The sequence below is a fragment of the Brenneria izbisi genome (assembly GCF_025840185.1).
In the GTDB taxonomy this organism is placed as follows: Bacteria; Pseudomonadota; Gammaproteobacteria; order Enterobacterales; family Enterobacteriaceae; genus Brenneria; species Brenneria izbisi.
Genome location: NZ_JAMPJU010000001.1, coordinates 258,728 through 281,049, shown reverse-complemented (window position 1 = coordinate 281,049; position 22,322 = coordinate 258,728). Strand labels below are relative to the sequence as shown.

23 protein-coding genes are annotated in these 22,322 nt (G+C 55.1%); 11 read left to right on the top strand and 12 right to left on the bottom strand.

Translation table 11 applies throughout. The features are described from left to right. Positions 1-51: 51 nt before the first annotated feature. The 7 genes from sctJ to NC856_RS01240 all read right to left on the bottom strand — a co-directional run bounded on the left by sctJ (position 52) and on the right by NC856_RS01240 (position 6,040). Positions 52-822, bottom strand: coding sequence for a type III secretion system inner membrane ring lipoprotein SctJ (gene sctJ / locus NC856_RS01270; RefSeq protein WP_264088599.1), 771 nt, complete (start codon positions 820-822; stop codon positions 52-54). 6 nt (positions 823-828) lie between these two features. Further along, the gene (locus NC856_RS01265) at positions 829-1,200 is read right to left on the bottom strand and encodes an EscI/YscI/HrpB family type III secretion system inner rod protein (protein WP_264088598.1); all 372 of its coding nucleotides are present in this window, start codon (positions 1,198-1,200) and stop codon (positions 829-831) included. A 69-nt stretch (positions 1,201-1,269) separates the two neighbouring features. Continuing rightward, on the bottom strand, positions 1,270-1,476 hold the full coding sequence (locus NC856_RS01260; protein ID WP_264088597.1) for a hypothetical protein: 207 nt from the start codon (positions 1,474-1,476) through the stop codon (positions 1,270-1,272). Between the two features lie 153 nt (positions 1,477-1,629). Further along, positions 1,630-2,580: a sigma 54-interacting transcriptional regulator gene (locus tag NC856_RS01255; RefSeq protein WP_264088596.1), complete on the bottom strand. Its 951-nt coding sequence runs from the start codon at positions 2,578-2,580 to the stop codon at positions 1,630-1,632. Between the two features lie 620 nt (positions 2,581-3,200). Continuing rightward, on the bottom strand, positions 3,201-3,842 hold the full coding sequence (locus NC856_RS01250; RefSeq protein WP_264088594.1) for a response regulator: 642 nt from the start codon (positions 3,840-3,842) through the stop codon (positions 3,201-3,203). After that, a complete protein-coding gene (locus NC856_RS01245; protein ID WP_264088593.1) occupies positions 3,821-5,347 on the bottom strand; it encodes a PAS domain-containing sensor histidine kinase in 1,527 nt (508 codons plus the stop codon). The genes NC856_RS01250 and NC856_RS01245 overlap by 22 nt, the downstream gene beginning before the upstream one ends. Before the next feature lie 147 nt (positions 5,348-5,494). Further along, a complete protein-coding gene (locus NC856_RS01240; protein ID WP_264088592.1) occupies positions 5,495-6,040 on the bottom strand; it encodes an RNA polymerase sigma factor in 546 nt (181 codons plus the stop codon). A 301-nt stretch (positions 6,041-6,341) separates the two neighbouring features. Between NC856_RS01240 and sctW the strand changes: the two genes are divergently transcribed. Genes sctW through sctU form a run of 11 tightly spaced genes read left to right on the top strand, consistent with a single transcriptional unit; the run spans position 6,342 to position 16,793 of the window. Then, the gene (gene sctW / locus NC856_RS01235; protein ID WP_264088591.1) at positions 6,342-7,490 is read left to right on the top strand and encodes a type III secretion system gatekeeper subunit SctW; all 1,149 of its coding nucleotides are present in this window, start codon (positions 6,342-6,344) and stop codon (positions 7,488-7,490) included. Next, positions 7,487-9,589, top strand: a complete 2,103-nt coding sequence (gene sctV, locus NC856_RS01230) for a type III secretion system export apparatus subunit SctV (RefSeq protein WP_264088590.1) — start codon at positions 7,487-7,489, stop codon at positions 9,587-9,589. Before sctW ends, sctV begins: the two co-directional genes overlap by 4 nt. 9 nt (positions 9,590-9,598) lie before the next feature. Then, positions 9,599-10,567, top strand: a complete 969-nt coding sequence (locus tag NC856_RS01225; RefSeq protein ID WP_264088589.1) for an FHA domain-containing protein — start codon at positions 9,599-9,601, stop codon at positions 10,565-10,567. Next, entirely contained in the window at positions 10,568-11,938 is a 1,371-nt protein-coding gene (gene sctN / locus NC856_RS01220) for a type III secretion system ATPase SctN (protein WP_264088588.1), read from the top strand. After that, positions 11,928-12,365 carry a type III secretion protein gene (locus NC856_RS01215; RefSeq protein WP_264088587.1) on the top strand — a complete coding sequence of 146 codons (438 nt, stop codon included), beginning with the start codon at positions 11,928-11,930 and terminating at the stop codon, positions 12,363-12,365. The genes sctN and NC856_RS01215 overlap by 11 nt, the downstream gene beginning before the upstream one ends. Further along, positions 12,362-12,862, top strand: a complete 501-nt coding sequence (locus NC856_RS01210; protein WP_264088586.1) for a type III secretion system HrpP C-terminal domain-containing protein — start codon at positions 12,362-12,364, stop codon at positions 12,860-12,862. The genes NC856_RS01215 and NC856_RS01210 overlap by 4 nt, the downstream gene beginning before the upstream one ends. Further along, positions 12,859-13,971, top strand: coding sequence for a type III secretion system cytoplasmic ring protein SctQ (sctQ, locus tag NC856_RS01205; protein ID WP_264088585.1), 1,113 nt, complete (start codon positions 12,859-12,861; stop codon positions 13,969-13,971). The genes NC856_RS01210 and sctQ overlap by 4 nt, the downstream gene beginning before the upstream one ends. Then, entirely contained in the window at positions 13,968-14,621 is a 654-nt protein-coding gene (gene sctR, locus NC856_RS01200) for a type III secretion system export apparatus subunit SctR (RefSeq protein ID WP_264088584.1), read from the top strand. Before sctQ ends, sctR begins: the two co-directional genes overlap by 4 nt. A gap of 7 nt (positions 14,622-14,628) precedes the next feature. Further along, the gene (gene sctS / locus NC856_RS01195; RefSeq protein WP_264088583.1) at positions 14,629-14,889 is read left to right on the top strand and encodes a type III secretion system export apparatus subunit SctS; all 261 of its coding nucleotides are present in this window, start codon (positions 14,629-14,631) and stop codon (positions 14,887-14,889) included. A 9-nt stretch (positions 14,890-14,898) separates the two neighbouring features. Further along, the gene (gene sctT / locus NC856_RS01190) at positions 14,899-15,699 is read left to right on the top strand and encodes a type III secretion system export apparatus subunit SctT (protein WP_264088582.1); all 801 of its coding nucleotides are present in this window, start codon (positions 14,899-14,901) and stop codon (positions 15,697-15,699) included. A gap of 14 nt (positions 15,700-15,713) precedes the next feature. Further along, complete coding sequence (sctU, locus tag NC856_RS01185) at positions 15,714-16,793, top strand: type III secretion system export apparatus subunit SctU (RefSeq protein WP_264088581.1); 1,080 nt, start codon at positions 15,714-15,716, stop codon at positions 16,791-16,793. A 29-nt stretch (positions 16,794-16,822) separates the two neighbouring features. Here sctU and NC856_RS01180 read toward each other — a convergent pair whose 3' ends face one another. From NC856_RS01180 to NC856_RS01160, 5 genes are all read right to left on the bottom strand, one after another. Continuing rightward, a complete protein-coding gene (locus tag NC856_RS01180) occupies positions 16,823-18,109 on the bottom strand; it encodes an aspartate aminotransferase family protein (RefSeq protein ID WP_264088580.1) in 1,287 nt (428 codons plus the stop codon). Beyond that, positions 18,106-19,188: a phosphotransferase gene (locus NC856_RS01175; protein ID WP_264088578.1), complete on the bottom strand. Its 1,083-nt coding sequence runs from the start codon at positions 19,186-19,188 to the stop codon at positions 18,106-18,108. The genes NC856_RS01180 and NC856_RS01175 overlap by 4 nt, the downstream gene beginning before the upstream one ends. After that, positions 19,181-19,915: an SDR family NAD(P)-dependent oxidoreductase gene (locus tag NC856_RS01170; RefSeq protein ID WP_264088577.1), complete on the bottom strand. Its 735-nt coding sequence runs from the start codon at positions 19,913-19,915 to the stop codon at positions 19,181-19,183. The genes NC856_RS01175 and NC856_RS01170 overlap by 8 nt, the downstream gene beginning before the upstream one ends. Before the next feature lie 151 nt (positions 19,916-20,066). Then, positions 20,067-20,885 carry an ABC transporter permease gene (locus NC856_RS01165; RefSeq protein ID WP_113865260.1) on the bottom strand — a complete coding sequence of 273 codons (819 nt, stop codon included), beginning with the start codon at positions 20,883-20,885 and terminating at the stop codon, positions 20,067-20,069. 95 nt (positions 20,886-20,980) lie between these two features. Continuing rightward, positions 20,981-22,252 (bottom strand): ABC transporter permease, encoded by a 1,272-nt coding sequence (locus tag NC856_RS01160; RefSeq protein ID WP_264088576.1) that lies wholly within the window; start codon positions 22,250-22,252, stop codon positions 20,981-20,983. Between the last annotated feature and the right edge of the window lie 70 nt (positions 22,253-22,322).

Sequence of the window (22,322 nt, the reverse complement as noted above, 5' to 3'; positions counted from 1 at the left end):
GTTGGTTCCGTGATTGCTGTTTTACGTGACACTCATGATGACCGCGCGCGTTTACGACTTCTGCGGCTCCAGCGTCCGTTTCTGCCGCCGCTGCTGGAGATAAGGTTTACCTACCCGCCATCCCAGCAAACCCATCAGCATGATGCCGAACAGCGCAATGCTCCATTGCCAGCGCTGCATTTCTTCGGGCGTAAAGGTAAAAGGCCCCAGCGTTACTACCGGCACCTTATCCTGGAACGGCTCCGCCGGAACGAAGACGATCGCCAAATCCTTATCGCTTTTTCCCGACAGACCGGGAATGCTGCTGGCTACCATCCGGCGAATACGCTGCTCCATGCTGTCTGGCTCCAGTTCCGCCCGGTATTTGATAAACACCGCGGCCGAGGCGGGCTGAACCGGTTCACCTGGCGCAATTCGCTCCGGCAATACCACATGCACGCGGGCGACCAGTACGCCATCGATCTGCGTCAGCGTGGATTCCACTTCCTGCGATAAGGCATAAATATAACGGGCGCGCTCTTCCAGCGGCGTTGAGATCACGCCGCTTTTCTGGAAAACCTCGCCCAGATTAGTCCGCGACTGGCGCGGCAAACCGGCGGCATTAAGAATATTGACCGCCCTTTCCATGTCCTGCGCCTCGATCACCAACGTCACCCCCGTTTTATCCACCCGCTTTTCAGCGGCAATTTGATAACGTCCGAGCGCGGCGATGGTTTCATTGGCATCGTTTTCCGACAGACCGCGATTAAGCTCAATCTGCTTCTCACAGCCAGTGAGCAACAGCGCTAACAACAGGAATATCGCTCGCTTGTGCGTTTTCATAGGCCGTTACTGTAAGTTGGTGAGTTTTTCCAGACTCTGCACGCTCTTCGCCACCAGCTTGGCGCTCAGCAGGCTTTCGAGATAGAAAGAAGATAATGTCCGGGTAGCATCCAGCACATCTTTCGGATCATTGGTGCGAATGGATTGAATGACGCCACGCTCCGCGCTTTTGAATACCGAACCCAGCCCTTGCGATTTTTCCGCCAGGGCGCTTATCCATTGGCTGTTGCCTTCAACCGAGGTCGCCGGTTTAGGTTCCAGCGCCGCGCTGAACCAGGACACATCCTGACTATTGACGGACAGACTGTTGGCGGAAAATTGCTCGTCGCCAAACTGACCGCCGGATGAGGCAAGGTCATCCACATGGGTAATTTTCATGGTAGTGAATTCCATAGAGGACCAAACTAGAGTAAACCGGGGAATGACTCCCCGGTTATGCACTAACAATCAGAACTGAATGGCTTTTGCCGCTTTCTGTCCAGAGTTCAGTGATTTAGAGGCAGAATCCATCTGACCATCCAGAACGGAGTTTTCGGTATCCAGGGCAATTTTCTGCGACTGAGCACCAGCTGCACGAGACAATGAACTCGCCATTGCGCTGTCCAGCGTTTGAGAAGCGTTCTGAGAAGCAACCTGGGAAAGTCCGTAAGCCATGATATATCTCCAAATAATGAAAGTTTATGGTAGTGAACTGTCATACTGTGACTACAGTCATCTTGTTCATTCATTAAGTGGGAAAGCGCCATCATGAGTTCCACCGCAGACGAATTTTTTTGTGGCGAACATGCACGACCTGCTCTCTCGACATTACGTTGAAAAACGCCGCATCACATTCAGCACTTTAAGACGATGATAAAGCGTACGTTTCGGGATCCCCAACTCGCTGACCACATCGTCGATACAGTGGTCGTGCCGTTGCAGCGCATCCTGAATCAGATACCTTTCAATGCGCTTTAAACGATCTTTGAGTTGCAAGGGCTGATGCCGCTCAGCCAACGACATGGCCAACGGCGGGATCCCCAGAACCCAGCGTTCCGCCGCCGCTTTCAGTTCACGAATATTGCCCGGCCAGTCATGCGTCAACAGCCGTTCATGAATATCCGCCGAAACCAGCGGCGCGGACCTTTTCAGACGATCCGCCGCTTCATCACTGAAACGTTGAAACAGCGGGAGAATCAAATCACTGCGCGAACGCAGCGTCGGCAATTGTATTTTTACCGTATCGAGCCGAAAATAGAGATCGCGCCGAAATAACCCGCGCTCCACTAGTTGCAGCAACGGCGTCTGCGTCGCCACAATGACCCGCATATCGACGGGGGTAAACTGGGTACTACCTAGCCGCTTGACGCCGCGGCTTTCCAACACACGCAGCATTTTCGCCTGCAACGTCATCGGCATACTGTCAATCTCATCCAGAAAGAGGATACCTTTATCCGCACTTTCCAAATAACCAGCGCGAGAACGACTGGCGCCAGTATACGCGCCCGACACCACGCCAAACAGTTCGCTTTCAGCCAACGTATCAGGAATAGCGGCACAGTTCACCGCTACCAACGGACCACTGCACTTTGAACGCTGATGAATGCGATGCGCCAGAGTATCCTTCCCAGTGCCGGTTTCCCCTTCTAACACAATATCGACATTCAGCGGGGCAATCACATCGATAAGTGGGGATAATGTTGCATGAATATCGTCGGTATAACTGGAAGTGAATCCTGACGTTGAGTAGAAAAATCTGCCTTGAGAATCCTGAATCATGCCTGCTCCTGCGCCTATCCGGGCTAATATTATACCGCTGTCTTACGATCAGCCTTGGTATCTACCTTCCGTAAATTGCTTATGGTTTATTGCCATCCTGTCCCTGCGATGCCGGGTTGTTTTCTCATCTCCGGTTATCGGTAATGGCACGGTGACAAACATTACTGTTAATTAATAATGAAACCATCAGCCATCTCTGAACATCAAGTAGGAATTACAGAGCATGTCGTAGGGAAAATCTTACCTTATCGGGATAAAATATCGTTAAAACAAGATATTAAAAAAAATATTCGTTAAATGAAATTGTAATGATAGGTAAAATGAATCGTAAAACCTCTGTAAGTTACGCGTAAATCATACTTTTCATTTTTTGTAGTATGAGAATCGAAGAGGAAAGCAGGCTGGCAATTTTATTCTGGTGAAGACAGGCTTTTTACGCCCCATTCAAGCCGACGGTATCACAGAGGCCAGGCCGCCGGATAAGGCACCTGGCGTTTGAACGTGCCTGGCGCGGACGTATGCGACTTTGCTGAAGAAAGTTGCGCCATCCCCGCGCACAAAACCGCACCAGGCTTAGGTATGCCGTTATCGATAATATGCTGGTTATCGATAAATCGCGGCTAAGCTATCAATCCTTTACTGAGCACATATTTCACAATTTCCGCATTAGTGTTGAAGCGCATTTTCTCCATCAGGCGGGCTTTGTGCGTACTGACTGTCTTATTGCTGATAACCAGTTCGTTGGCAATGGCGTTGACGCCCATTCCTTGCGCAAACATCAGCATTATCTGCCGCTCTCGCGGGGTAAGAATATGGTGATCTGCGCGTTCATATTCGCCATAGTTGGAAAAAACCAGTTGCTCGGCAATAGTTGAATCAATATACCGTGCGCCTTGCGCCACGCGCCGGATCGCGAACAGTAACGCTTCCGGGTCTTTATCTTTGGTGATATAACCTCTGGCGCCGCTTTTAAGCGCGTGCTGCGCGATTTGCGCTTCGCTGTACATACTGAGAACCAGAATCGGTAATTGCGGATACTGCGAGACGATACGCAAGATCAGCGCTTCGCCGCTGATCCCCGGCATGCTCATATCCAGCAACAAAACATCAATGATATGACCGCGCAACTGACTCAATACCTGATTCCCGTTACCTGCCTCCGCGACCACGACCAGTTTGTCGTCCAATGCAAAAATTTGTTTGAGCCCTTCACGCATAATGACGTGATCATCAGCAATCATCAGGCGTATCTGTTTGCACATTTTTTACTCCTTGCTTTGCTTTTTTTACTTTTATCCTGGTGGTCACCCGACCCTTTGGGAAACACGAGTTGCACCAATGTTCCCAGTCCCGGCTGACTTTCAATGACGACATCCCCCCCAAGCATGCGGCCTCTTTCTTTCATGCTCATCAGGCCAAATGCGTTTTTACTGTTCATATTCGCATCAAAGCCCTTGCCATTATCCTTAATGTTAATCACTATCCGATTTTTCTGATTCTCCAGCGTGACCAGAACCTGAGAAGCCTCGGCATAACGCGCCACGTTGGTCAACGACTCCTGAACCACGCGAAACGCCGCCGTAGCGCTTTCATCATTGAGGATCACCCGCGCGCCAACCGTTTTCAACTGACAAAGCGCGTTATAGTGCCGGTTGAATTCATCACACAGCCATTCCAGCGCCGGCGTCAATCCCATGTTCAACACATTGGGCCGCAGTCGGGTGGAAACATTACGCACTACCTGGATGGTTTGATCGGCTAGTTGCATCAAACTCTGCAACTGTTCCTGCATCATCGGGTTCTCTTTGGCGAAACGCATCCGCATCAGCGACAGGCTCATGCGGATGGTGGTGAGGTGTTGCCCCAGTTCATCATGGATCTCCTGCGCAATATGTTTGCGCTCTTCTTCGCGGGAAATCTCGCGTTGACGCGCCAGCAACCGCAACTGCATATGCGAGGCTTCCAGCTTTTTCTCCGCAAAACGAATATCGGTAATATTTCGTCCGACAGTCAGGATGGATACCAGCACCCCGTCTTGATCAAATTCAGGTACGCAACGAATATGATGAATCGATTGATGCTGATTATCCCCCTTCCCCTCATCCTCCACGACTTCGCCTTCGGCACTGCTGCGCGAATCCACCACCAGTTTCACCAGTTGCTCCATGCGCACCGCGCATCCTGCCCCTGGCATCAGATCGGTGATCATCCGGCCACGCAATTGCTCGATGGTAAAATCCAGGTGACGAAGCGTTGCGGAATTGGCGTATAGGCAATTCATCTGCGGATCGAATCGAATAATTAGATCGGGCGTATTTTCAACCAGTGCGCGGAACTCCTGTTCCCGCGCATAAGCCATCTGTTCAATGTGTTTACGTTCCCTGATATCTCTTACTACACACATGCTGTAGCCACGTCCTTTATGTCTGAAATGCGTTATGTTGGCTTCCACCGGAATAGTGACGCCATAACGGGTTGTATGCTGGGTTTCAAAGGTAATACACATATCGGATTCGTATTCCCGCAACCACGACGTCATACTGCGTCGCTGACGCCAGCCGGGATCAATATCCGTCACGCTCAATAACATTAGCTCCGCAGAGCTATAGCCCAATGTCTGGCAGGCCGCTTCATTGACATAGCAAAAGCGTTCATCTTCATTCACGATAAAAATCGCGTCCTTTATGCGACTGAAAGCAAAGTCCACCAGATCAAGTTCGGGAACATGCGATTGAAAATCCGATTGAAAAGACTGGGTAAACATCATTGGCCATCCCCTTGTTGAGTTAACTCGCCCGCATAGCATCCTCTATACAGGCGTTTGCGAAACTTCACAGGAATATGGACAGAAAAAAAACCGCAACGATGCACCGATCTCATCGGATTTATGCGTTTATCTGTCGTGAAAATACAATCAGGCGTCTACCGCCTGACGAATAACCCCTCTGGCGCGCGATAACCGGGAGCGCACGGTGCCGATCGGGATATTCAGTTGTATCGCCAGATCCTGATAACTGGCGTCTGAATCAAGAAGCTGCAACAGCATCTGATATGTGTCATCGGGTAAATGCGACATAGCTTCAACGGCACGTTTCAGCGCACGCTGACTTTCGGTGATAATACCGGGATCGGCATCTACCGCGACATGCTCCAGTAATTCATCACCCATTTCGTTCGCCCGCTGGCGCGCCTGCTTGAAATAGTTGCGCACCAGATTGAGAGCGATACCGAACACCCAGGTCTCCGGGCGTGAGGCGCCCGCGAATTTATCTTTGTGTTTAAGAACTTCCAGATAGGTCATTTGTTTTAAATCCTCGACATCATCATGATTGCTGACACGCTTACGGATGAAATTATGCAATTTCTTTCCGTGTTGCCGGAACACCTGCTCCCAGTCAACCGTCACAGCCGGGTTGGTCGCATGATTGTGTTCCGTCGTTGTCAGATTGAACATTTCCATTTCTTACTCTCCGTTGATTAGCCCCTATTGGCGCAAACGGTAGAGCAAGCGATATGCCAGATATGAATTAATTTTATCTTATTGATTTTAAATAAATTATTTTCAAGGCACTAAATTTTTACGCCGGTTTTTGCCAGCGGAAATCTTGGTTTTTTGCAAGTTCTTGCAATAACTAAAATAGTATTTCATTTATATTATTTAGCTTATCCCCATTCTCTCACCGAATAACGTCCCAGAGTGGAACCCATGATGTCTTCCTGCCACACAACAACACTTTTGTTGATCCATGCAGGACACCACCATGATAAAAATTTCAGGCGCCATGCCTGCCAATACGTCAATACCCAGTCCCGTTACGCTGGATGATGGCCCTGCCGCCCCAATAGCGCCGCAGAAAACCTCGCCACATCACGCATCAGCGGCGCCGGCGCTCTCGACGTCCATGGAGGAGATCGCCATGGCGTTCGGCGAACAGGCCGAACGCAGAAGTAAATCGCTGAATCGTCGTCATATCTCTCAACCGGACGTACGTGCCAGCGCCAACGTAGAGCGCATTGAAAAACTGACTGAATTGTTCCGCATGCTGGAAAATTCATCGCAGAATACGTTGGATCAACAGATTGGCCGGATGCGCAGCCTGCTGATGCAAGAAACGCCGCCGGATCTGAACGCTATTCTGAGCGCGGCTGGCAATGACCCGGCGCGCGGCGACATTCTGCTGCGTCATCTGCACAGTCAATCGGCGCAAAACACGCCTGAGGTGTCGGCGGCGGCAGAACAGGCGTTGCAACAGTTGCATGCGGAAAAAGGCCCGGAAGTCCGGGCGGGATTGAACACCGCGGCCGCGATTTCATTGTTCAGCACGCAGCCGGAACAAAAGCAGGCGATGCGCGAACTCTACTACCAGAAAATTGTGCATCAACAGTCGGCCAGTTCCCTGCTGGATGCGTTGCTGGAGCGTTTTGACGCCGCCTCTTTTTCGGTGGGTTTGAGAACCATGCAGCGGGCGCTGGCGGCGGATATCGCTTCGCTGGCGCCGTCCATTTCCAAACCGGTATTAAACAAAATGCTCAGCAACCTGCATGACGCCAGACACCTTAGCCATACGTTGTCATCCAGTCAGGCCATGCTCAGCCGCCTGGCGTCCAAACTCCCCGAATTTACGATGGGTGCGGTTGATTTGACCCGCAGATTGATCGGCTTGAGCGCCAACGGCGCCTATGCCCGCGATTTACACAACCTCGGACGGGAAGTCGCAGGTTCGCAACTCCACCATCAATCGCTATTTTTCAATGCGCTGTTACCGTTGGTCAACGAATTGCCTCAACCGCTATGGCGTGACGCTAAAAACCGGCAAACCGCGCTGCAATTGATTCGCGGACTGATTGGCGAGATTGCGCTGTATGAAAAACATCAGGCGGGACAATCACAAGGTAAGGGGACGGCATGAATCTGCTGATCGTCTGGCTTAACCGTATCGCCCTGAGCGCGATGCAACGCTCTGAAGTCGTGGGCGCCGTCATCGTCATGTCGATTGTGTTCATGATGATTATTCCGTTGCCGACCGCCCTGATCGACGTGTTTATCGCCTTCAACATCTGTATTTCTTCGCTGCTGATTGTGCTGGCGATGTATCTGCCCAAACCGCTGGCATTCTCCACTTTCCCGGCGGTACTGCTGCTGACCACGATGTTCCGGTTGGCGCTGTCTATTTCCACCACGCGCCAGATCCTGCTGCAACAAGACGGCGGACACATTGTGGAGGCGTTCGGTAATTTCGTGGTCGGCGGTAATCTGGCGGTGGGGCTGGTGATCTTCCTGATCCTGACCGTAGTGAACTTTATGGTCATTACCAAAGGTTCCGAACGCGTGGCGGAAGTCGCGGCGCGTTTTACCCTGGATGCCATGCCCGGTAAACAGATGTCTATCGACAGCGATCTACGTGCCGGACTGATTGAAGCTCGCCAGGCGCGGCAACGGCGTGAAAATCTGGCTAAGGAAAGTCAGTTGTTCGGCGCGATGGACGGGGCGATGAAATTCGTCAAAGGCGATGCCATTGCCTCACTGGTGATTGTGTTTATCAACATGATTGGCGGCTTTGCCATTGGCGTATTGCAGCATGGTATGGCTGCGGCGGACGCCATGCATGTCTATTCGGTGCTCACCATCGGCGACGGACTGATCGCCCAGATCCCCGCGTTGCTGATCTCCCTGACGGCGGGGATGATCATCACCCGCGTCTCGGCGGACGGACAAAAGGTTGAAGCCAATATTGGCCGGGAAATCGCCGAGCAGCTGACCAGCCAGCCCAAAGCCTGGATTATTTCCGCCGTCGGGATGTTCGGCTTTGCCCTGCTGCCCGGTATGCCAACCGCGGTGTTTGCCATCATCAGCCTCGCCTCGCTGGGTAGCGGTCTGTTTCAGCTTTGGCGGATCAAACAACAAGGATTAATGGATGAGAGCCAATTGGAAGCCGACAACCTGCCGCCAGAACAAAACGGCTATCAGGATTTACGGCGTTTCAACCCCACGCGTACTTATTTACTGCTTTTTCACCCCGTCTGGGAGGAAAAGGCTGACGCGCAGGCCTTGATCCAGGATATTCGCCGTCTGCGCAATCGGCTGGTCTTCCAGTTTGGCTTCACGCTGCCTTCCTTTGATATTGATTACAGCGATCAACTGCCGGAGGACGAATTTCAATTCTGCGTCTATGAAATTCCCTATATCAAAGCCACGTTTGCCCCCGATCTACGGGCCATTCCGGTTACTTCGGCTGATGAGCAAACGCGCGGCGAATATCAACCCGGCTCAGTATTACGCGAAGAACACCACTGGTTGTGGCTGCCGGCGTCGCACCCGGCATTACAGCAGGAAGAACAGGTTGGCCAGTCGGCGGCGCAACTCATTCTTACCCGCATGGAAAACACCATTCACCGCACCGGCGCGCAATTCATCGGGTTACAGGAAACCAAATCCATTATGTCCTGGCTGGACAGCGAACAGCCGGAACTGGCGCAGGAGCTACAACGGATCATGCCGCTCTCGCGTTTCGCCAGCGTCTTGCAGCGGCTGGCGGCCGAACGCGTCCCGCTACGTTCCGTGCGTCCGATCGCCGAAGCCTTGATCGAAGTGGGTCAGCACGAACGCGATACCCATGTGTTAACCGATTACGTGCGTCTGGCCCTGAAATCGCAAATCTGCCACCAGTACAGCCAGCAAAACAACCTGCACGTCTGGCTGCTCACGCCGGAAAGCGAAGAATTATTGCGTGACGCGCTGCGCCAGACGCAAAACGAAACCTTCTTCGCGCTGGCCCAGGACTATGCCGCCACGTTACAGGAGCAGTTGCGACGGGCGTTTCCGCCTTTTTCATTGCTGTCCGGGCTGGTGCTGGTCGCGCAAGATCTTAGAAGCCCGTTGCGCACGCTGTTGCAGGACGAATTTCACCATGTCCCGGTACTGTCATTTACCGAACTGGAATCCAATCTGTCGATCAACGTCATCGGACGGCTTGATTTGTACGAAACCAACGATCCCTTTAGCGCATAGGAAAAAGATATGTTTGAGTTACGCGTGCTGAGTGGTTTACATCGTGGCGCCGCGCTGCCCCTGAGCGGTTCATCCTGGTTGGTGGGCGCCGCGGACGACGCCGACCTGGTGCTCTACGATCCGGGCATCAAGTCCTATCACTGTCAGTTGACCATGACCCTGTCGGATACCACCGAGGCGGTCTGGTCACTCTGCGCACGCGAGGGCGCATTGTGCAACGCGGAAGGACATGCGGTCACCGGGATTGACGTCCTGCCGCCCGGAACGCCTTTTGCCGTTGGTCAGATCTGGCTGTGCGTGGTCGCCGCCGATACGCCCTGGCAGGACGACGATCCCGATCCCGCGCCGTTATCCGCCGTCGAAACCGAAGAGACGCCGGAGGAGGAACCGGTTGCCGCTGAGCAGAGCCTCGGCGCTGACGATCCCATCTCTAACCCGCCGCCGCCCGCGCCCACGCGCCTGCCGCTGTGGGCCAAGGGTTGTTACCTGCTGCTCAGTTTGCTGCTGCTGGTAATGGTGGGTAGCTGGCAATTACAGGAGAGCGTCGCCATGCCTTCCGCGCCCTCGCCCCAGGATACCCGTCTTGCGCTGGGTACGCTGCCGCAACTGAACAGCGTGCTGCGCACTATGTTGCGCGAGCGGGAATTGGACGATGTGGTGAAACTGGCCTCCAGCCAGGATCGCATGACCCTGACAGGACATTTAACGCCAGAGGCGCAAAAAAAACTGGAACGGATGCTGGTTCAACTCCACCAACGTTATAGAACCGCGCTATCCATCGATAACCGCACCCAGTTGAGAACGACGCAATTGCCGTTTCAGATTGTACAGGTCACCGGCGGCGCGCGCGCCAATGTGGTCACCGCTGACGGCAGACGTTTTTTTGTCGGGGATGAAATCGACAATTTGCGTCTGATGAGTATCAACGAGAATCAAATTGAATTTAGCGGCAAACAGCAGATAAAGGTGAGTTGGTAAATGCAAACGCAAACAATCACGCCCTTTCCACTGATTAACCAATGGGTTGCGCAACAGCAGCGCCACTTGTCCGGTTACGCGCCTGTCGATCTGAAAGGACGTGTGCTGGCTGTCAGCGGCATCCTGCTGGAGTGCGGTTTACCGCAGGCGCGGATCGGCGATCTGTGTCTGGTCGCCCGTAAAGATGGCAGCCAGATGATGGCGGAAGTGGTCGGTTTCAGCCCGGAGAACACCTTTTTATCCGCGCTGGGGGCGCTCGATGGCATTGCGCAAGGCGCGATTGTCACGCCCTTGTATCAGCCTCACTGCATTCAGGTTTCCGACGCGCTGCTTGGCAGCGTGCTGGATGGTTTCGGTCGGGCGCTGGAAGATGGCGGCGTAAGCGCGTTTGTCGAACCCGGTTCCCGGCAAGATAACGTCATGCCGGTATTGGGCGATGCGCCGCCGCCCACCGCCCGTCCCCGCATCAGCGCGCCGCTGCCCACCGGATTGCGGGCGGTGGATGGTCTGCTGACCATCGGTCAGGGCCAGCGCGTCGGCATTTTTGCGGGCGCGGGCTGCGGGAAAACCACGTTGCTGGCGGAACTGGCGCGCAATACGCCATGCGACGCCATTGTTTTTGGTCTGATCGGCGAACGTGGTCGTGAACTGCGTGAATTTCTCGACCACGAACTGGATGATGCCTTGCGCAGCCGCACCGTGCTGGTGTGCTCCACCTCCGATCGCAGCAGTATGGAACGCGCGCGCGCGGCGTTTACCGCCACCGCTATCGCCGAAGCCTACCGCGCCGCCGGAAAACAAGTCCTGTTGATTCTCGACTCGCTGACCCGCTTCGCCCGCGCCCAACGTGAAATCGGTCTGGCGCTCGGCGAGCCTCAGGGACGCGGCGGGCTGCCGCCCTCGGTATATACCCTGCTGCCCCGACTGGTGGAGCGCGCCGGACAAACGCAGGAGGGCGCCATCACCGCGCTCTATTCGGTGCTGATCGAGCAGGATTCCATGAATGATCCAGTAGCGGATGAAGTGCGTTCCCTGATTGACGGCCACATTGTGCTGACTCGACGACTGGCGGAGCAAGGGCATTATCCCGCCATCGACGTACTGGCCAGCCTGAGCCGAACCATGAGCAACGTGGTGGACTCGACGCATCAGCAGCATGCCAACGCGCTGCGCCGTCTAATGGCCGCGTATAAACAGGTCGAAATGCTGATCCGGCTGGGGGAATACCAGCCCGGCCACGATGCCCTGACCGATGCGGCGGTTAACGCCTACCCGGAAATCACCCAGTTTTTGCGTCAGTCGATGCGCGATCCCATGCCGTATGACGTTATCCAGCAACAGTTAACCGGAGTCAGCGCCTATGCCTCATGATCAGGCCGAACCCAACGAATTGCAGGCCACGCTTAACCTGTTGTTGCCGATACGCCGTCAGCGCCTGAGCCGCAGCGAACGGCAACAACATCAGGAAGAGCAGATGCTGCTCCGCATTGAAGAACAGCATCAGGCGCATCAACAGCAATTGGCGACCTTGCGTCAGGATTGCCAGCAGCAGCGTTCCGAATTCGTCCAACAGGTGCAAGGCCGTCAGCAATCGCTGGACGACCTGAAAAAACAGTTGGCGGATGAACAGCGCCTTCTGCAAGCCATCGGCGCCGAAATCCAGCAGTGCGAGGCCAGCCAGCAACAACATCAAAATCAACAACACCAGGTTGAAACCGCCCGGCAAACGACGCGTCAGTGTCAGAAGGCCGTCGAGAAACTGGAATTTCTGCTAACGCTGCCTCAGGAGAGCGCATGAACAACCGACTGACGTCCTCGCCAGACACTTTGTCTGGCCGCCTGCCCCTTAGCGCCCAACATGGCAAATCCACGCCCCTGGTCGATGATAGCTTTTGGGAAGAGTTCGCTTTTTTCGATGGCTTTGAACAGGCGGTGGAACAGGCCGTGCCGTTCGTTCCCCTGACGCCCTTCAGCCCCGTCAGCGCCAGCGACAATGCCGAACCCTCTCCAGCAGCCACGCCGGTACAGTGGTCATCCTTACAGACCGAGTTGCTGGAAGCGCTGGATAACATCAGCTATCCGCCGTTTTCATTCAGCCTGCAACTCCCGCAATTGGGCGATATCGATGCACGTCTGGCGACGCTGGCGCCGCGAGGTTGGGACATCGCGTTGCGATTCAGTCGGGAAAGCTATCAGAACCTGAAAGATCGGCGTGAATCCTGTCGGCGCGCCCTGTCGGATGCGTTGGACTGCCCGGTGAACCTGCGTTTCGACGTCAGGGAGTCCTACCGATGAGTATCCAGCCACTGACGCTGCCAACCATGAGCGTCGGGCAAGCCCAGATCAGACAGCGGCTGGCGGCTGGCGTGATGCTGCCTTTTTCCCGTGAAGATCAGGCCGGCACGCTGCATCTGCATCTGGCAAAGGGCCAGCCGCATGCGGCCACCCACGGCTGGCGCTGCGATCATGGCGCTTTTGCGCTGACCAATCCTTCGCCGGTGCTGAGCCTGCTGGCCGATTGTCCGCTGCTGCCGCTCGATAATCCCAGCGAATCATCCCAGGCGTGGTACTGGACGCTCTATAACCAGTCGCTCAGCCCGTCAATACAGACGCTGCTGGGCGACATTCAGCCGGACGACACGCCGCGAATCGATGAGGATGCGCTTACCGGCTGGCTGACGGTTGATTGGGGCGATATCCGCGCCCGCAGTCTGATGGTCGCGCCATCGGCCACCTGGCTGTCGCTGCTCGACAACCCCGGCTGGCGACATGTACATCGCGCCATCGCGCCACAATTCACCGTCACCGCGCCGCTGGTGCTGGCGGATGTGGTGCTGACCGCCGCCGCGCTGCGCGATATTCGCCCCGGCGACCTGATTGTGCCGAACCGCCCTTATTTTTTGCCCTCAGGCCAGGGAACGCTGGTGCTGACGCCGTGGCGTCTGCACGGCACGCTGCAACTGGCTGGGCTGGCCCCTTATTACTTTACGGTCACCGACCTGGAGAATATCCCCGTGAACACCGATTTTGACGCGCTGACACCCGAGAATCATACCAATACTGATATTGATACTGATACTGATACTGATACTGATATCGATAGTGACAACGTCACTAAAGAACCCGCTGAACACGCCGAGTCCGCCCCGTTGCCGCCGCTGCCGATCACGCTGCATATCCGCTGCGGTAATGTCACCGTCCCCTTGCCGACGTTACAGCGTCTGACCAGCGGCACGGTGCTGACGTTAAACCATACGACGCCGGGCGAGGCCTGGCTCTATCACGCTGACTTGCCGCTGGCGCAAGGTGAACTGGTGGATGTGGAAGGCAAACTCGGATTACAGATCACCCGGCTATTGACCGGGCTGGATGTCGCGCGCGCCTCGCAGGAGCAGCAATCATGACTTCCGGGGGATTCGATCCGATCATGTTCGCGCTGTTTTTAGGCGCGTTATCGCTGATCCCGTTGATGATGGTGGTCTGCACCTGCTTTTTGAAGATTGCGGTGGTGCTATTGATCACGCGTAACGCCATCGGCGTGCAGCAGGTGCCGCCGAATATGGCGCTATATGGTATCGCCCTCGCCGCCACGATTTTCGTCATGGCGCCGATCTTTCAGGACATCAGCACTCGGGTGCAGGAAAAACCGCTGGATCTGAGCGATATCACGGCGCTACAGGAAAGCGCTAACTACGTGCTGACGCCACTACAAACATTTATGTCGCGCAATACCGATCCAGACATTCTTACCCATTTGCATGAAAACAGTTTGCGCATGTGGCCGGCGTCGTTGTCGGAGAACGTCAATACGCAAAACCTGCTGCTGGTGATCCCGGCGTTTGTGCTGTCCGAACTGCAAGCTGGTTTCAAAATAGGCTTTCTGATTTACATCCCGTTCATTGTTATCGACCTGATTGTGTCGAATGTCTTGTTGGCGCTGGGTATGCAAATGGTCGCCCCGACGACGCTTTCTCTGCCACTGAAGCTATTGCTGTTCGTACTGGTCAACGGCTGGACACGTTTGCTCGACGGCCTTTTTTACAGCTATCTGTGAGGACATCATGGAGATTATTACCCTTTTCCGACAGGCGATGGTGCTGGTGGTGATGCTCTCCGCGCCGCCGTTGCTGGTCGCGGTGATTGTCGGCGTCCTGATCTCGCTGTTGCAGGCCGTTATGCAATTGCAGGATCAGACGCTGCCGTTTGCCATCAAGCTGGTTTCCGTCGGGCTGGCGCTGGCGCTCTCCGGCCGCTGGATTGGCGTGGAACTGATGCAGTTGGCGATCGCCGCCTTCAATATGATCCAATATACCGGAGTCTGAGACGCGTTTATGATCACCACCATTCAGTATGTCTATGATTTCATTATTGCCATTACGCTGGGGATCGCACGGATTTATCCGTGCTTTATTCTGGTTCCGGCGTTCTCGCTCAATGTGCTGAAAGGGATGCTGCGCAGCGCGGCGGTGATCTCCCTGACGCTGTTACCCGCGCCGGTTATCCAGCAGCAGTTGCTGCAAGCGCCGCTCTCCTGGCCGATGCTGCCCGCGCTGTTGCTCAAGGAGTTGATTGTCGGGCTGCTGCTCGCCCTGATACTGGCGATGCCGTTTTGGTTGTTTGAATCCGTGGGCGCGCTGTTCGATAACCAGCGCGGCGCGTTGATGGGCGGACAACTTAACCCGGCGCTGGGCTCCGACAGTACGCCGCTCGGTCACCTGCTTAAGCAACTGATTATCCTGCTGCTGGTCATTACCTTTGGTATTAGCGGACTGACGCAACTGCTGTGGGACAGCTACCGTCTGTGGCCCGCGCTCGCCTGGCTGCCCGCTCCCGGCGAAATCGGTTTTGAAGTCTACCTGAAATTGCTGACCGAAACCTTTACCCATCTGGTGCTGTATGCCGGTCCGCTGGTCGCGCTGCTGCTGCTGCTGGAGTTCAGTATTTCGCTGCTCAGCCTCTACAGCCCGCAACTACAGGTGTTCGTGTTGTCCATGCCAGCCAAGTGTCTGGTAGGAATGGCGTTTTTCGTCATTTATCTGCCGGTTCTGCACTATCTGGGCGAGCAGAAGATATTGACGCTGCCGGATTTGAAACATCTGCTGCCGCTTATTTTCCGCCAACCGGGAAACTAACCGAGTAATCATCAATGAGTGAAAAAACGGAAAAACCCACCCAGAAAAAGCTTGATGACGCACGACGCAAAGGCGAAGTCGGGCAAAGCCAGGACGTACCCAAACTACTGATCTGCGTGGGGCTGATCGAGTCCGTGCTGGCGTTGGCTGATAGCACAATGGGAAAGTTGCAGGCGTTGATCGCGCTCCCGCTTCAGCGGCTGGATACGCCCTTCGGTCTGGCGGCAAAAGAGGTATTTCATGAAGCCGCCATGCTTACGGCGATGTTTTGCATACTGGCGGCGGCGGTTGCCGTGCTGCTGCGTGTGGCCGGCGGCTGGCTCCAGTACGGTCCGCTGTTCGCCACCGAAGCATTAAAGCTCGATCTGAACCGGTTAAATCCGATTAATCACATCAAACAGATGTTTTCCATGCGCAAGCTGACGGAAATGTTGACCAACATCCTGAAAGCAGCCGTCATCGGCACGGTGTTTTACAAAGTCGTGATGCCGGAACTGGAAGCGTTGGTGGAACTGGCTTACGGTGATCTGAACGGATTCTGGCAAGGGGTGAAAGCGCTGCTGACCCGGATCGCCCGCACCACGCTCACCGCGCTGCTGGTTCTCTCAGTGATGGATTTCGGTCTGCAAAAATACTTTTTCCTTAAACAACAGCGCATGAGCCATCAGGATCTGCGCAACGAGCACAAGGATTCTGAAGGCGATCCGCATATGAAAAGCCACCGGAAAGCCCTGGCGAACGAGATGGCTAACCAACCCGCGGAGGAAAAACCCAAAGGACAGGTGGAAGATGCGGATCTGCTGTTGGTCAACCCCACGCATTATGCGGTAGCGCTTTACTATCGGCCGGGAAAAACGCCATTGCCGCGCATTGTCTGTAAAGCCGAGGATAAGGAGGCCCGACAATTTATCGCTCAGGCCCAAAAAGCCGAGATCCCGATTATCCGTTTCATCTGGCTGACCCGAACGCTTTATCGCAGCACGCCGGAAGGCCATTACATCCCACGCGAGACGCTGCAAGCGGTGGCGCAGGTATATCGGGTTTTGCGTCAGTTGGAGGCCGATCAGAAAAGGGACATTATCGAGATGGAGTAACGTCCGTACACGCCATCCCATTTTCCGGCCTAACGCAGCAGCTTCAGCACATCGCTCAACGTATTCAGAAACACATCGGCATGTTCTTCTTTAAATACCAGCGGTGGACGAATTTTCAGGATATTGGCGGCGGGACCGGTGGCGCTGATCAACACGCCGCGCCGCCGCATCTCATTCACCACGTTTGCCGCTTGCGTCCCGGCGGGGATTTTTTGCACCCGATCCGTCACCAGTTCCACCCCGATAAATAACCCGTAAGCACGGATATCCCCCAGCAGCGAAAACTCCCGCGCCAGTTGCGTTAACCCCTGATGCAGATAATCGCCGACCCGCTGCGCATTCTGTCGTAGCTGTTCTTCCCGGATCACCCGCAACACGGCGTGCGCCGCCTGACAGGAAACCGGGTTGCCGCCGAAGGTGTTGAAGTAGCGCACATCGCGGCCAAATTCGTCGAACAGCGCCGAGCGCCCGACCAGCCCCGCGATGGGATGACCATTGCCCATCGGTTTCCCCAGACTCACCAAATCGGGGACGACGCCATGCCGGGCGAAGCCCCACATGGTTTCCCCGGTACGACCAAAACCGGGCTGCACCTCATCGGCGATAAACAGTCCTCCGGCCTGACGAATAAGCGCGGCGGCCTGCGCCATCTCCCCTTGCGGCGCACAGAACACGCCGTCGCTGGAAAAAATGGTATCCATCAACAGCGCCGCAGGCCGGATGCCTTCCTGTTCCATTTCCGCGAGCGCCGCCCGGATGCTGGCGATAAACTCGCCAGGGTGACGATATTGATCGGGCGCGGCAATCAATCTGACGTGCTTGCCGCGCGGTACGCCGCCGCCCAGCGACGGGGAAAGTTCGGCTAACGCGCTGGTCACGCCGTGGTAGGCCCAGCGGGTAACCAACACGCCGCTGCCGCCAGTTACATGCCGGGCCACGCGCAACGCTAAATCGTTGGCTTCGCTGCCGGTGCAGGTAAACATCACATTGTTTAGTTCAGGCGGAAATTCCCTCAGTAGCTCTTCGGCAAACTCGACGATGGCCTCATGCAGATAGCGGGTATGGGTATTCAAAGTGGCGCTTTGTCTGGCTATCGCCTCGACCACCGCCGGATGACAGTGACCGACAGACGCTACGTTGTTGTACACATCCAGATAGCGATTACCCAGATGATCAAATAGCCAGACGCCTTCACCACGCGCCACCTGCAACGGCTGCTCGTAAAACAGGCGGTATCCGCTGCCCAGCACGCGCTGGCGACGGAACAATAAGTCGTTTTTGTTGGTCGTTTTTTGTGACAGCGTCACTTTACTCATGTTTCCTCCTGATAGCAGGCCTGTCGCAGCCTTGAGATACACTGCTCGTTGGAATAATTCATTATTTGGTTCAGGCCGCGCCAGCAGCGTGACAGGTTGCGCAGCAGATAATCCTGATTGGCGGGATAGCGCGACGCTCGCCATTGCGAAATGGTCATCGCCAACGCCATTCGCGTGGCGATCAGATCCGGCAACAACGCGATTTCTTTGCTGCTCAACGGCAATTGCCGGTGGTAGGCGGCAACAAACGGCACCACGTATTCAAACGGATCGGCACTATCGCTTATCTGATACGCCAGCGCCGTCGCCAGTTCGCACACCAACGGCGCATGCAACGCATCGCCAAAATCAATCACTCCCGCCACCTGCGTCGGATACTGTGTATTAACCAGCACGTTATGCGGGTTGAGATCGTTATGAATAGTCTGGCGGCGCAACGCGATCAACGCAGGCGCAATAAATTCGTCGTAGCGTTCGAAAATAGGGATGATGCGCTGGCGTTGCTGCGCATCCTGTATGAATGCCAGGTAAGACCGCGCCTGCTCCGCCCGGCTGATATCCCATAACAGTGAACGATTCGCCGCCGGATGAGTAAAGTTGGCCAGCGCCCGATCCAGCCGTGCCAGCGTATCCCCCAGATGATGCATCAACGCCACGGACGGAAAAGCCAGATGCTGCGGCGTACCCTCAAGGTAACTGACCAGACGGACTCTCAGCGGCACCCCTACAATCTCGACAATGGATTCCGCCTGTCGGTCACGCGTCATAACCACCCTGGGGATCGGCAAATCCGGCGCCTGCTGTGCAATATGTTGCAACAACGAGGTCTGAAAATGGCTCACCTGTGCCGACTCCGCCGCATTAATCACTTTCAGCATGTAGCGCTGCGCAGGCGACACCGTCAGACAGAAGTTCAGATCGCGTTCGCCCTGCAACAGCCTGATCTCGCCGCGCAAACCATACTGTTGCCACGCGATATCCGCCGCCTGCCGGCAGGCGACTTGCGGGACAGATTGCGTCATCAGATCATCGTCGATAAACCGCGCATCACGCGACGACAGCGGTTGCGGATTAGACATGCTGACCCCCATTGACGTGAATTTCCGCGCCGTTGACGTAGGATGCCCCGGCGGTACACAGGAAATAGATCAGGCTGGCGACTTCCTCCGGTTTACCCAGGCGCTGCATCGGCACTTGCCGTTCAATGATTTCGCCCGTGCCGGGAGAGAGGATCGAGGTTTCAATTTCACCCGGCGCAATGGCATTGACCCGCACCCCGTGCTGACCAAAATCAAAGGCCATTTCCCGTGTCAACGCAGACAGCGCGGCTTTGGAGGTGGCATAGGCCGCCCCTGCGAACGGATGCACGCGGGAACCGGCAATCGATGTCACGTTAATAACGCTCCCTTGCGACGCCTTCAGTTCATCAAACAAACCATTCGCCAGCAGCGCGCAGGAAAACAGATTCACGTTAAATACCCGCAGCCAGGTCGCGTAATCGGTGTCCCTCACGCCAAGACGACGGCCGTTCGCGCCCTTCGGCGAAATTCCGGCGTTATCCACCAGCGCGTCAAGCCGTCCACCCAGTTTTTCCTTAATCAATGGCAATGTTTGTTGCAGGCTCTCGATATCTTCCAAATCAAGATGAATATGATTCAACAGTCCTTCCGCCCACGGACAATCATCAACCCAGTTCTGGCGCGAAGCCGTGAATATCCGCCAGCCTGCGGCATGGAAATGTTTTACGGTGGCATGCCCAATTCCGCGGCTGGCGCCGGTCAACAGTAATGTCTTTTGCTCTGTCATAGCATGACCTCCCGGATATTCGATGCATTTGGTGTTTGATGCATCATAAAAAAACAGTTAAAAAAAGCTGAGAAAACTCAGCTACCTGGCGCCTCCCGCTGATCAGCGGGAGGCTGGTGATATGTCTATACGAATAACATCCTCAATCACATCAGCGTCCGCTGCGCAGGCGCTCGGAGCGACGACGCAGGATCTCCATTACAATCAATAAAATCAATGCCGCGCCCACCATCATTGATGCCGCTGCCGCGATGGTCGGATCCAGATTCTCACGGATACCGGCGAACATCTGCAACGGCAAGGTACGCTGGCGCGGACTGGCGAGAAACAGCGTGACGATCACTTCATCAAACGAGGTGGCGAACGCGAACAACGCGCCGGAGAAAACACCGGGCGCAATCAGCGGGAACGTCACTTTACGAAAAGCCAGCAATGGCGGCGCACCCAGACTGGCGGCGGCGCGCGTCAGATTCTGATCGTAATTTTTCAGTACCGCCGTCACCGTAATCACCACAAACGGCACGCCCAGCATGGCGTGAGCCAGCACCAGACCAAGATAGCTGTTCAGCAGCGATAACTTGGCGAAGAAGAAGAACATCCCAACCGCCACAATCACCACCGGCGCAATCATGGGCGATATCAGCACCGCCATCACCAGCGATTTCCCGCGAAACTCGCCACGCACCAGCCCTACCGAAGCCAGCACGCCAAGCACCGTCGCCAACAACGTCGCCAGCGGCGCAATCAGCAGGCTGTTGCCCAGCGCGCCCAGCCAGGCGCTGGAGTTGAAAAATTCGTGATACCAGCGCAGGGAAAATCCGGTCAACGGATAACTGAGAAATGACCCCGCGTTAAAAGAAAGCGGCACGATCACCAGTACCGGCACAACCAGGAATAACAACATCGCCGCGCCATAAAAATTAAAAAAGGTATTCCACAAGCGGATAACCACTTCACCCTGCTGTCTCATTTCGTTTCCCCTTGTTTATTCTTTACTTTTCAGACGGCTGGCCGCAGTGCGCGCCGTCTGAAATTTTTTGCGTCCGACCATCAATAGATGACGGGTTAACGCGCTGCGTTTTCCACATTGGTGCGTGTGACGCGGATGTACACGATGTACAGCAGCGTAACAATGACCAGCAATTGCGTTCCCAGCGCCGCCGCCATTCCCCAGTTCATCGTCGTATTGGTGAAGAAGGCCACGAAATAACTCAACATCTGGTCGCTCGGTCCTCCCAGCAGCGCGGGGGTAATGTAGTAACCAATCGCCATCATGAAGACCAACAGCGCGCCAGCCGTGACGCCCGCATAAGTTTGCGGCACATACACACGCCAGAACGCGATAAAGGGATGCGCGCCCAGCGATACCGCCGCACGGACATAGTTAGGCGAAATGCCTTTCATGACCGCATAAAGCGGCAGAATAAAGAACGGCAACAAAATGTGCGTCATCGAAATGTAGACGCCGACCCGGTTAAACACCAATACCAGCGGCTCATCGATAATGCCGATACTCATTAGCGAGCGGTTGATCAAGCCGCCGGACTGTAATAACACAATCCAACTGGCGGTGCGGACGATCAGCGATGTCCAGAACGGCAGAAGCACCAGAATCAACAGCAAATTGGCGCGATTGGCGGGCTGCTTCGCCAGCCAGTAAGCCAGGGGATAGCCCAGCCCGACGCACAGCAAAGTCACAATTCCCGCCATCAGCAAAGTGCGTAACAAAACATCGACATACAGCGCCTGTTGAGGCGGCTGGGCGACAATATTCTGCGTTTTGGCATCGACTTTATGATCAAAGACCGCAAGCAGGTAATAACTGGTAAATGGGCGCGACGCGCGCTCCAGCGTCCGCCAGGTTGAGAGTTCGCCCCACAAGGGCTGTTCGCTAATCAAGTGTCCGCGAATATCCGTACTGCCATCCGGCGGCAATTTGCGTAGCGTGCGGGTAATCAACGTCCGGTATTCGGAACCTTCGTAACCCAAACGTTTAGTGATGGCAGGCAGTTTTCCACTGCTGCGCGCTTCACGTAAATCGCTTATCACCGCCTTGAAGACCGACTCATCCGGGATATCGTCGCCAGACCAGTCGCTCATCGCCGCAATGGTGGCTGGCATGTTGTCGCGCAGTTCAGGGTTTGAGACGCTTTTTCCCAGAATCGAGATAATGGGGAAGAGGAAACTCACCACAATGAAGAGAAACAGTGGCGCAATCAGCAACATTGAGCGTCTTTTATAAACGACTTGCGCAGCGCGCAATTGCTGCTTCAGTTGGGAATTCCCTTCTTTCTCGCTGGATGGTGGCGCGGCGGCCAACATTTCGCTCTGGGACATAGGCTTTATCTCCATCATACTTACGGTATACCCGTCGTCTTTTTTCACGTTACCACCGGTCACATCCATG